General features: G+C 60.2%; 9 protein-coding genes. 5 read left to right on the top strand and 4 right to left on the bottom strand.

Annotated features, from left to right (window positions below; genetic code table 11):
* The coding region (locus B7L71_RS01680; protein WP_139790020.1) for an alanine:cation symporter family protein at nt 1-344 on the bottom strand (344 nt) is incomplete at its 3' end.
* 409 nt (nt 345-753) lie between these two features.
* Here B7L71_RS01680 and gcvH point away from each other — a divergent pair.
* Together gcvH and gcvP are read left to right on the top strand one after the other, a co-directional pair.
* Complete coding sequence (gene gcvH / locus B7L71_RS01675; protein ID WP_081135530.1) at nt 754-1,143, top strand: glycine cleavage system protein GcvH; 390 nt, start codon at nt 754-756, stop codon at nt 1,141-1,143.
* A 163-nt stretch (nt 1,144-1,306) separates the two neighbouring features.
* A complete protein-coding gene (gcvP, locus tag B7L71_RS01670) occupies nt 1,307-4,198 on the top strand; it encodes an aminomethyl-transferring glycine dehydrogenase (RefSeq protein ID WP_081135527.1) in 2,892 nt (963 codons plus the stop codon).
* A gap of 32 nt (nt 4,199-4,230) precedes the next feature.
* Here gcvP and B7L71_RS01665 read toward each other — a convergent pair whose 3' ends face one another.
* Nucleotides 4,231-5,130 carry a LysR family transcriptional regulator gene (locus tag B7L71_RS01665; RefSeq protein WP_081135525.1) on the bottom strand — a complete coding sequence of 300 codons (900 nt, stop codon included), beginning with the start codon at nt 5,128-5,130 and terminating at the stop codon, nt 4,231-4,233.
* A 215-nt stretch (nt 5,131-5,345) separates the two neighbouring features.
* Between B7L71_RS01665 and ppnN the strand changes: the two genes are divergently transcribed.
* The 3 genes from ppnN to B7L71_RS01650 all read left to right on the top strand — a co-directional run bounded on the left by ppnN (nt 5,346) and on the right by B7L71_RS01650 (nt 7,783).
* Entirely contained in the window at nt 5,346-6,728 is a 1,383-nt protein-coding gene (ppnN, locus tag B7L71_RS01660; protein WP_016913772.1) for a nucleotide 5'-monophosphate nucleosidase PpnN, read from the top strand.
* Between the two features lie 33 nt (nt 6,729-6,761).
* Nucleotides 6,762-7,490 carry a sulfite exporter TauE/SafE family protein gene (locus B7L71_RS01655; protein WP_016913771.1) on the top strand — a complete coding sequence of 243 codons (729 nt, stop codon included), beginning with the start codon at nt 6,762-6,764 and terminating at the stop codon, nt 7,488-7,490.
* Nucleotides 7,491-7,579: 89 nt separating this feature from the next.
* Entirely contained in the window at nt 7,580-7,783 is a 204-nt protein-coding gene (locus tag B7L71_RS01650; protein WP_016913770.1) for a hypothetical protein, read from the top strand.
* A gap of 53 nt (nt 7,784-7,836) precedes the next feature.
* On the opposite strand, the gene B7L71_RS01645 is transcribed toward B7L71_RS01650, so the two are convergent.
* A complete protein-coding gene (locus B7L71_RS01645) occupies nt 7,837-10,548 on the bottom strand; it encodes a cation-transporting P-type ATPase (protein ID WP_081135522.1) in 2,712 nt (903 codons plus the stop codon).
* Between the two features lie 104 nt (nt 10,549-10,652).
* On the bottom strand, nt 10,653-10,838 hold the full coding sequence (locus B7L71_RS16885) for a hypothetical protein (protein ID WP_139790014.1): 186 nt from the start codon (nt 10,836-10,838) through the stop codon (nt 10,653-10,655).
* Nucleotides 10,839-10,909: the final 71 nt, after the last annotated feature.

Below are 10,909 nucleotides of genomic sequence, written 5' to 3'. Positions count from 1 at the left end.
GCTAACGCGGTGATCCACATCCAGAACACAGCACCTGGCCCGCCCAGCGCGATGGCCGTGGCGACACCGGCAATGTTGCCCGTGCCAATCGTCGCGGACAGCGCCGTCATCAACGCGTTGAACGGCGAAATTTCCCCATCACTGCTGGCTTTCGATGCGCTCTTGTCAGCAGGTTTTACATCGCGGCCTTGCCACATTAGCTTGAAACCCATGCCGAGCTTGCGTATCGGCATCAGTTTCAAGCCAATTTGCAGGTAGATACCCACCCCCAGCAGCAGCACCAGCATCAACGGCCCCCACACCACGCCGTTAATGGCCCCTAATAGGTTCGTTAACATTTCCACACGACTCTCCTTAACCGAAGGATTAGCAAGTTTATTATAAAGGTCCGGTCACGCTTCCCCCATGACGCTCAGGGAAGAAGCTCCTGCGCCTGCCTACCATAGCGTTTACTGCACGCTAAAAAAACGCAAGATTGGCATGTTTTATACCATCTTACTGGTGAACATCCATGGTCATGTCGCCAAACGGCAGAGAAAGCCTCTTTTTTTGGAAAATCAAACGCGCGTCGCCCCAAAGTGAATAGCGTCCAATTTTTTCTCTTTTTGCCACTGATGAGAAACTTGTTTCCAATTGGAAACAAGGTACCATACGCACATGGCACACTAGACAACCCGTGCCCAACAGTCGCCAAGCTGACCGACAGACGCTAGTATGCTGTCGTTCACTCCACTGTTTAACAAGGGAACCTTCATGAGCAATCTTCCAGCTAATTTGCGCTACGCTGCCAGCCACGAATGGGTACTGGATCATCAGGACGGCACCGTTACCATCGGCATCACCGACCACGCCCAGCAAGCGCTGGGCGATGTAGTCTTCGTCGAGCTGCCGGAGGTCGGTCAGAGCCTCAGCAAGGGCAAGGAGTTTGGCGTGATCGAATCGGTCAAGGCTGCTTCTGATCTCTACTCGCCGGTGGATGGCGAAGTGATCGAGGTCAATGAAGCGCTGGAAGATGCGCCTGAAACGGTCAATGAAGCCCCTTACGAAGGCGGCTGGATCATGAAGGTGCGCGTCGAAGGCCAGGCCCTCGAAGGCCTGCTGGACGCCGATGCCTATCAGGCGTCGCTCAGCGCCGACGATTGATAAGCTTTACCCGAACGCCTGCCTCCGTGCAGGCGTTCACGTTAACACCCTGATGCATCACGCGGCCGCCTACCCCTTGGCGGGTTGGACACGCTGCACCGTAGCCACGCTGAACCGGCTGCCCTGAGACCCACGGTTTACTCATCACGTTCGGAACCTTCCCATGCCTTTTGAAACACGCCGTTTGGCCGAACTGGCCGACCACGATGCTTTTATCAAACGCCATAACGGGCCTAGCCCCGACGATGTCGCCACCATGCTAAAAGCGCTCGATTTGCAGCACATGGAAGATCTGATCGAGCAGACCGTGCCAAGCGACATTCGCTTGGGCCGCGAACTGGCACTGGACGCCCCCCGTAGTGAAGCAGAAGCCCTGGATTACCTGAGCCAGCTGGCACGCCAGAACCGCGTGGCCAAAAGCTACATTGGCCAAGGTTATTACAATACCCACATGCCCGCCGTGATTCAGCGCAACGTGCTGGAAAACCCCGGCTGGTACACCGCCTACACGCCTTACCAGCCCGAGATTTCTCAGGGGCGCCTGGAAGGTCTGCTGAATTTCCAGCAGGTGGTCATGGATCTCACCGGGATGGAGCTTGCCAACGCCTCCCTGCTCGATGAGGCCACCGCCGCCGCCGAGGCCATGGCACTGTGCAAGCGCGGCAACAAGAAGAGCAAGTCCAACACCTTTTTCGTTGCTGAAGACGTCTTCCCGCAAACCCTGGACGTCATCAAGACCCGCGCGGAATTCTTTGGCTTCGAACTGAAGATTGCACCGGCGGAGCAACTGGCAGACGAGGAGGTGTTCGGCGCGCTGGTTCAGTACCCGTCCGCCAGCGGCAACATCACCGACCTCGCGCCGCTGCTCGCCAAGGCCCAGGAAAAGGGCGTCATGACCTGCGTGGCCACGGATCTGCTGAGCCTGGTACTGCTGAAAGAGCCCGGTATCTTTGGTGCCGACATCGTGGTGGGCAGCTCGCAGCGCTTTGGCGTACCCATGGGCTTCGGTGGCCCACATGCAGCGTTTTTTGCCACCTCCGACAAGCTCAAGCGCTCCATTCCGGGCCGCATCATCGGCGTTTCAAAAGACAGCCGTGGCAAGACCGCGCTGCGCATGGCCATGCAGACCCGCGAACAGCACATTCGTCGCGAGAAGGCCACCTCCAACATTTGTACCGCCCAGGCGCTGCTGGCCAACATTGCCGGTTTCTATGCCACTTATCACGGTGCCGAGGGGCTGCGCAAAATCGCTGGCCGCGTTCACCGTCTGACCACCCTGCTGGCCACCGGGCTGCAACAGGTGGGTGTGCAGCTGGCCAACGATAGCTGGTTCGATACGCTGCGCCTTACCCAGGTCGATGCAGGCAAGATCCATGGCCGCGCCATGACCCATGACATCAACCTGCACTATTTCGCCAATGGCGATGTCGGCATCAGCCTCGACGAAACCACGACGGCCCATGACGTCGCGACCCTGTTCGATGTGCTGCTCGGCGATGAGCACGGTCTTTCCGTCGCCGCCCTCGACGAGCAAGTGGTGGAAGGCAAGCTGGCAGGCATTCCGGCCGAGTACCAGCGGGAAAGCGACTTCCTGAGCCATCCGACGTTCACGCGCTACCGCAGCGAAACCGAAATGCTGCGCTACCTGAAACGCCTGGAGAACAAGGACCTCTCACTGGCCCATGCCATGATTCCGCTGGGCTCATGCACCATGAAGCTCAACGCCACCAGCGAGATGATTCCGGTCTCCTGGCCTGCCTTCGCGCACCTGCACCCCTTCGCACCTCGCGACCAGGTGGCGGGCTATCATCAGATGATCGACGAGCTGGCCGCTTTCCTGGTGGAAGTGACCGGCTATGATCATATCTCCATGCAGCCCAACTCTGGTGCTCAGGGCGAATATGCCGGCCTGCTGGCCATTCGCCGCTACCAGGCCGCCCAAGGGGAAGCCCACCGGGATGTGTGCCTGATTCCCAGCTCTGCCCACGGCACCAACCCGGCATCTGCCGCCATGCTGAGCATGGAGGTGGTGGTGGTCGAGTGCGACGCCAACGGCAACATCGACCTGGCCGACCTGACCCAGAAGGCCGAGCAGTACAGCGAGCGGCTCTCGGCGGTGATGATCACCTACCCGTCTACCCACGGCGTATTCGAGTCCCACGTTCGTCAGGTGTGTAAGGTGATTCACCAGCACGGTGGCCAGGTCTACGTGGACGGCGCCAACATGAACGCCCAAGTGGGGCTGACACGCCCAGGCGACTTCGGCGGGGATGTATCGCACCTCAACCTGCACAAGACCTTCTGCATTCCTCACGGGGGTGGCGGTCCGGGCATGGGCCCCATTGGCGTCAAGGCGCATCTGGCTCCTTACGTTTCCAACCATGTGGTCACGCCCATCGATGGCGTACAGCCCGGTGGCGCAGTGTCTGCTGCCGCCTTTGGCAGCGCCTCGATCCTGCCCATCTCCTGGGCGTACATCAAAATGATGGGCGCGCGGGGGCTGCGCGAGGCAACGGAGATCGCCATTCTCAACGCCAACTACATCGCCAAACGGCTGGCGCCGTCCTACCCGATTCTCTATCGCGGCCAGAACGGCTATGTGGCCCACGAGTGCATCATCGACATCCGCCCGCTCAAGAGCGCCTCGGGTATCAGTGAAGAAGATATCGCCAAGCGACTGATGGACTATGGCTTCCATGCGCCGACCATGTCGTTCCCGGTACCCGGCACGCTGATGATCGAGCCTACCGAGTCCGAATCACTCTACGAGATCGACCGCTTCTGCGACGCGATGATTGCCATTCGTGAAGAGATCGCGCGCGTCGAGAATGGAGAGTGGCCGCTGGACAACAACCCGCTGGTCAATGCGCCGCATACCCAGGCCGACGTCATGGACAGCGACTGGCAGCGCCCCTATGACCGCCAATTGGGGGCTTTCCCCAGCGAAGCCGTCGCCGCCGCCAAGTACTGGCCATCGGTCAACCGAGTGGATAACGTCTTTGGTGATCGCCAACTGGTGTGCTCGTGCCCCAGCATTGACGAATATCGCCTCTAGGTAAGCCTCCCCTCGCGCCTCTGGGGCCCTGTTCAGGGTTCCAGAGGCGTCGTTTCTTGTAGCCGCTGGTCATGGAAACCCTTGAGCAGCTTCTCGTAACGCTTGGGCAACACGGAATCCTTGCGCCGCAGCAGATAGAGCACTTCGTGAATGACCTGCGGCAGTGCCAGCGGCTTCACCTGGCGCTGCCAGGGAGAAGTTTCCAATACCAGCCGTGACACAACGGTAAAGCCCAACCCCCGAGCCACAGCGTCCAGCACCATGCTGACTTCGTTGGTAAACCCCTGGTGGCGAAAATGCGTCATGGAGCGGAACTCGTCGGGGAAATTGGCCCGTAGCAGCGCGTTGGCATGGTTAATGCCATCGTAGTAATTGATGAAGCCCAACCCCATCAGTTCGGCCAAGGAACTGCCCGCGAAGTCGGCGGGCACCACCAGGCACAGGGGCTCCTTGTGCCAGACGGTGCAGGCAAGCTCGGTATGGTTGACCTGCTCGGTGACGATGCCAATATCGTAACGCCCTTCCAACAGGTCGTTGACGATCTCATGATTGAAGGCAAAGCTGTAGTTGACGGTCAGGCTGGGGTGCATCTGCTGCTGCCCCAGGATATACGGGTAGAACATCAGCCCAACGCTGCCCGGGGAGGCAATGCGGCACTCGCCGCTATCCAGCGAATCATCGTCCAGCCCATGCCTGAACTGTTCATGCTCGGCAAACAGCTTCAGCGCGTAGTCATAGGCGCGACGACCAGACTCGGTCAGCGTGAAACTGCGCCCGTGACGCTCGATCAGCGCTTTATCCAGATAGGTTTCCAGCTTTCTGACATGCTGGCTGACGCCTGGCTGCGTCATTTCAAGGCGTCGTGCGGTGCGCGTGAAACTGCCCGTCTCCACCAGCGTGATAAAGGTACGAAAGTATTGAGCGTTGAACATGGATTCCCGGCAACTTCATCATTAACGGTCACTGTCACAGTGAGGATCACCAGGGCGCCTGGAATGGATGCCTACCGGCGCCAAGCCTCTAGCCTAGCATAAAAAACGACCGCCTCGGGCACGGGTGCCCGTAGCAGGGCAAGGCAGCTGAACGTGAGAGAGCAGCATGCTAGTATGCCGATTGGTCATGATCATACTCAGGGATAGTCCATACAATGACGCAACCTTCAGCACCCCGCGCCACCATTTCCAGCATCATTTCTCCCGAAGGCAGCCTGGAAGTGCTGTCCCAGCACGAGGTCAATCGCCTCAAGAGCACCTCGAAAAGCGGGTTACATGATTTGTTGCGCCGCTGCGCCCTCGCCGTGCTCAACTGCGGCAGCCCCACCGATGACAGCCTGGCCCTCCTCGAAGCCTACAAGGATTTCGACATCGAAGTGCTGCAGCAGGATCGCGGGATACGTCTGAAGCTTACCAACGCGCCAGCGGAAGCCTTCGTTGACGGACGCATGATACGCGGCATTCGTGAGCACCTGTCGTCGATCATCCGTGACATCGTCTACGTCTATAACGAGATCCAGCACCACAATCGTTTCGACCTCAGCACTGGCGAAGGCACCACCAATGCCGTGTTCCACATTCTGCGCAAAGCGGGCACGCTGAAGCCGGGCCGCGACCCGAGCCTGGTAGTATGCTGGGGCGGCCACTCGATTTCCCGTGAAGAGTACGAATACACCAAGGACGTCGGCTATCACCTGGGGCTCCGCGACCTGGACATCTGCACCGGCTGCGGCCCAGGGGCCATGAAAGGCCCCATGAAAGGGGCCAATGTCGCGCATGCCAAGCAGCGCCGCAAGGAGGGCCGCTACCTGGGCATTTCCGAGCCAGGCATCATTGCCGCGGAAGCCCCCAACCCGATCGTCAATGAACTGGTGGTCATGCCGGATATCGAAAAGCGCCTGGAAGCCTTCGTGCGCCTGGGCCACGGCATCATCGTGTTCCCCGGCGGCGTGGGCACCGCCGAAGAGATTCTCTACCTGCTGGGCATTCTGCTGCACCCCAGCAACCAGGACATTCCCTTCCCGCTGGTCTTCACCGGCCCCGCCAGTTCCGCCGAGTATTTCGAGAAAATCGACGAGTTTCTGGTCTACACCCTGGGTGAAGAGATCCGCCGCTTCTACACCATCATCACCGGCGACCCGACGGCCGTGGCACGCACCATGCGCGATGGCATCCAGCAGATCAGCGAGTTCCGCCGCCAGCACCAGGATGCGTTCTACTACAATTGGCGTCTGACCATTGCCCGCGAGTTCCAGGCCCCCTTCGAGCCTACCCATGAGGCCATGCGCAGCCTGGCACTGCACCGCCAGCAGCCCACCCACGAGCTGGCAGCCAATCTGCGCCGTGCTTTTTCAGGCATCGTGGCAGGCAACGTGAAAGAGCCTGGCATTCGGGCCATCGAGGCCCACGGGCCTTTCGAGCTGACGGCAGAGCCCGAGCTGATGCAGCGGCTGGACGCTCTGCTCAGCTCCTTCGTGGCCCAGGGCCGCATGAAACTGGATGGGCAGCCCTACACGCCCTGCTATGTGCTCAAGTAAGCCCATGTACTCAAGTAATCTGAGTAACGCCGCATGATCGTTGCCTTTCTGACGCTGATGGCCGCGGGAATCATCAAGGGTGCCATCGGCTCTGGCGTACCGGTCATCGTCATTCCCGTGCTGACCATGCTGTACGACGTCAAGCTGGCCATTGCCGTGCTGGTGGCGCCGAACCTGTTCAGCAATGCCCTACAGGTCTGGCAGTACCGCCACCACCTGCTGCCGCATCGCTTCCTGCTCTGGTTCGGCCTCTCCGGCGGGCTGGGCATCGTGATCGGCACCTGGGGGCTGGTGGTGCTGTCGCCCACGCTGCTGTCGCTGGGCGTGGCGGCGGCCATCGTGCTCTATCTGGCCATCAAGCTGGCCAACCGCAGCTTCACACTGCCTTTCCCGCTGGCCCAGCGCATCGTGTTGCCGGTGGGGCTGGTGGCAGGCGTGCTGCAAGGCGCGGCGGGCATGTCCGCCCCGGCGTCGGTGACCTTTCTGAACGCGATGCGTCTGGAGCGCCCGGTGTTCATCGGCTCGATATCGGTGTTCTTCGTGGCGATCACCCTGGTGCAGATTCCGGCCCTGCTCAGCGCGGGGATTCTCACCTGGGAGCGCTCGCTGTACAGTCTGGCGGCCCTGCTGGTCATTCTGGCGGCCATGCCGCTGGGCGCCCGGCTGGGCAAACGCCTGCCCCATCGCTGGTTCGACAGGCTCATCATGTGCCTGCTGGCCACGATTGCCGTCAAGATCGTCGTGGATGCATTGATGGCCTGAGGCTATACTGACGGCTGTCCGTTGCCGGGCTGCGCTCGGCATCAGGTACTTATTACCTCTTACTTCAGCACCAGGGAAAGGAGCGACCCATGGAAATGATCAATCAACTGAGCGATGGCAAGGCCAAGGCGTTTGCCAAGCACTGTTTTGAAAGCTACTCCCCGGAAGAGCTGAATGCAGCAGCGGCCGGCAATCCTGACAAGGAGCAGGCCGACCACTGGGGCATTACCGAAGGGCAGTGGCAAGAGGCCGTAGCAGCGGCACTTGCCGACCACAAAGCCCAGGGCAACTAAGCACCCACGTCGCGCTAACGTTTCTGCCGCCTGCCCTTGGCAAGCGGCAGTACTCAACTCCTCCGGCGAAGGATACTTTTCTCCACCTCGACCACGCCATACACGGCCACGCTCCCCGCCAGGATGGCAAGCCAGTGGTGAGCAGCCAGCCCCTCGCTGACCAGCACGAACTGCATGAAGGGTAAATAGGTGAACCCCAGTTGCAGCAGCAGGACCAACCCGATGGCAAGCCACACCGGCCGACTGCCAAACACGCCTTTCCAGGTCAGCGTGCTGTTGAGCAAGTAGCGGCTGTTGATCAGGTAAGCGGCACTGCCCGCCACCAGCATGTTGACCGCCCCCGTGCGAGCCAGCGCTTCGCTACCCCCCTGCCCCAGAATCCAGTTGAACATGCCGAATACGCCAATCAGCAGCAGTAGCGATACGAACACCACCCGCCAAAGCAAAAAGAGGTCCAGCAGCGGCGCTTTGGGGTCCCGGGGCGGTCGCTGCATCAGGTCCTTCTCACCGGATTCGAATGCCAGCGCCAGGCCCAGCGTAATGGCCACTACCATGTTCACCCAGAGCGCCTGCAGCGGAGTCACCGGCAGGCTCGTGCCCGCCAGCACGGCCAGCATGATGGCCAGCCCTTGGGCACCGTTGGTAGGCAGGATGAAGGTAATCGTCTTGCGAATGTTGTCGTAAACCTTACGCCCCTCTTCGATGGCGTGGACGATGGTGGCGAAATTGTCATCGGCCAGCACCATTTGCGAGGCATCCTTGGCCGCTTCCGTTCCTTGAATGCCCATGGCGACACCCACATCTGCCCGCTTGAGCGCCGGGCCATCGTTGACCCCATCACCCGTCATGGCACACACGCCTCCACGCGCCTGCATGGCCTTGACCAACCGCAGCTTGTGCTCTGGTGACGCCCGAGCAAACACATCCACCTCCAGAATGATCGCTTCGAGCTGCTCATCCGACATGGCCTCCATTTCACGCCCGGTCAAGGCCCGTTCGGTGTGCTGAAATCCCAACTGGCGGGCAATGGCCAGGGCGGTGGCAGCATGGTCTCCGGTGATCATCACCGGGCGAATACCGGCGCGCTGGCAGCGTTTCACCGCCTCGATGGCCTCTTCACGGGGCGGGTCCAACAGCCCTATCAACCCCAGCAGGCGCAACCCCGACTGCACGTGAGGGTGGTCGAGCTCAGCGTCTTCTTCCATTGCCTTCTCGGCAATCGCCAGCACCCGCAAGCCTTTCGAGGACAGCGCTTCGATATGCGCCTCCCACTCGCTGGCTACCAGCGGGGCTTCGCCTTCATCGGTGATCACATGGCTGCTCATTTCGATAATGCGATCCGGCGCGCCCTTGACCAGCAGCCGCCGCCCACCCTCAAGGTCATGCAGCGTGGCCATGTACTTGTGCTCTGATTCAAAAGGAATCGCATCGAGACGCGGGTACTGCTGGCGCAACGCCAGGTGATCAAGCCCCGCTTTCTCGGCAGCCACCACCAGCGCCCCTTCGGTGGGGTCGCCAAAGATGCGATAGCGTTCATCTTCCTGGTGCAGCTCGGCATCGTTGCATAGTACGCTGGCCAACAGGCAACGTTGCAAGGCAGGTTCATGGGCCCGTCCATTGCACTGCGCCTCGGTGGCCGCTCCTTCCCGGCATAGCTTGCCATGCGGGGCAAAGCCGATACCCTCGAGCGTGAAACGGGCATCCTGCAGCCAGATTGCCTGGGCAGTCATCTCATTACGGGTCAGAGTGCCGGTCTTATCGGAGAAAATGGTGGAAATCGAACCCAGCGTTTCCACGGCGGGCAGCCGCCGGATAATGGCCCGCCGCTTGGCCATGCGCTGAACGCCCAGCGCCAGGCCAATGGTCACAATCGCAGGCAGGCCCTCGGGAATGGCCGCTACCGCCAGGCCCACGGCCGCCATGAACATCTCACCCAAGGGCTGCTGATGCAGCCAGGTACCCAGCAGCGCCGTGATCCCAGCGGCCAGCAGGATAAACACCGCCAGTACTCGGCCAGCTCTATCCAACTGCTGTAGCAATGGCGTCTTGATCTGCTCGACACTGCGCAGCAATTCGGAAATCTTGCCAATTTCCGAGCGCCCTCCGGTCGCCACCACCAGGCCCCGGGCATTCCCCTGCACGACCAGCGTGCTGGCAAACGCCATGTTCGAACGCTCGGCAAGCTCGGTATCGCGGGCCAGCGGTTCGGGCTGCTTATCGACGGGTACCGATTCACCGGTCAGGGCAGCCTCATCGGTTTTCAAGCGCCGTACTTCCAGCAACCGAACATCCGCAGGCACGCGATCCCCGCTCTCGAACAGCACGATGTCCCCGGGCACCAGCGCTTCGGCGGGCACCGTGGTGCGCTGGCCATCGCGCAGCACGTTTGCCTGGGGAGAGAGCATGTTGCGAATACTGTCCAGCGCCTGCTCGGCCTTGCCTTCCTGGAAAAAGCCGATCAAGGCAATAATCAACACCACGCCCACGATGGCGGCCGCATCAATCACGTGGCCCAGCAGAAAGCTGGCCACCGCCGCGACCACCAGAATCAGCATCAGAATATTGGCAAACTGCGCCAGCAGCCGCTTGTACCAGGGGCGCCCTTGGGCCTGCTCCAGGCGGTTTTCACCATACTGAGCCAAACGCGCCTCTGCTTCTTCGCGGCTCAGACCTTCACGGGTCGCCGACTGTTGCGCCAACGCCTCGTCTACCGACAGCCCATGCCATGCCTCGGGCGTTGCAGACTGCTTGCCTGTGCGACTCATCCTTGCCTCCTGATCGATGCGCTTGAGTAGACCTTCCACCTGCCCAAGAGCATACCGTACCCGGCTGCACAGAATGATTCCCACCGCTCAAAACTTGACGCATATCAAGAGACACCAACATGAGCCAACGAAAAAAAAGCCGCTGCAATAAATGCAGCGGCTTTTTCGATATTGGTCGGAGTGACAGGATTCGAACCTGCGACCTTTGCAACCCCATTGCGTTTACCCGGTATATTAGCAGAAACAAGCATCAACAAACGAAAGCAAATATACCCAATAAATATAGCCACTTATAATCCAACCATTAGTTTATGCTTGTTGCTGAATGTGCCTAGATATATCCTCTAAGTGTCACCTATTT

Origin of the sequence: Halomonas sp. BC2 (assembly GCF_002078115.1) — a bacterium.
Taxonomy (GTDB): Bacteria; Pseudomonadota; Gammaproteobacteria; order Pseudomonadales; family Halomonadaceae; genus Vreelandella; species Vreelandella stevensii.
The sequence above is the reverse complement of the archived record's forward strand: the minus strand, read 5'-3'. Positions and strand labels throughout refer to the sequence as shown.

Coding starts and splice junctions, on each gene's coding strand:
- gcvH (WP_081135530.1), top strand. CDS start 754: ATGAGCAATCTTCCAGCTAATTTGCGCTACGCTGCCAGCCACGAATGG.
- gcvP (WP_081135527.1), top strand. CDS start 1,307: ATGCCTTTTGAAACACGCCGTTTGGCCGAACTGGCCGACCACGATGCT.
- B7L71_RS01665 (WP_081135525.1), bottom strand. CDS start 5,130: ATGTTCAACGCTCAATACTTTCGTACCTTTATCACGCTGGTGGAGACG.
- ppnN (WP_016913772.1), top strand. CDS start 5,346: ATGACGCAACCTTCAGCACCCCGCGCCACCATTTCCAGCATCATTTCT.
- B7L71_RS01655 (WP_016913771.1), top strand. CDS start 6,762: ATGATCGTTGCCTTTCTGACGCTGATGGCCGCGGGAATCATCAAGGGT.
- B7L71_RS01650 (WP_016913770.1), top strand. CDS start 7,580: ATGGAAATGATCAATCAACTGAGCGATGGCAAGGCCAAGGCGTTTGCC.
- B7L71_RS01645 (WP_081135522.1), bottom strand. CDS start 10,548: ATGAGTCGCACAGGCAAGCAGTCTGCAACGCCCGAGGCATGGCATGGG.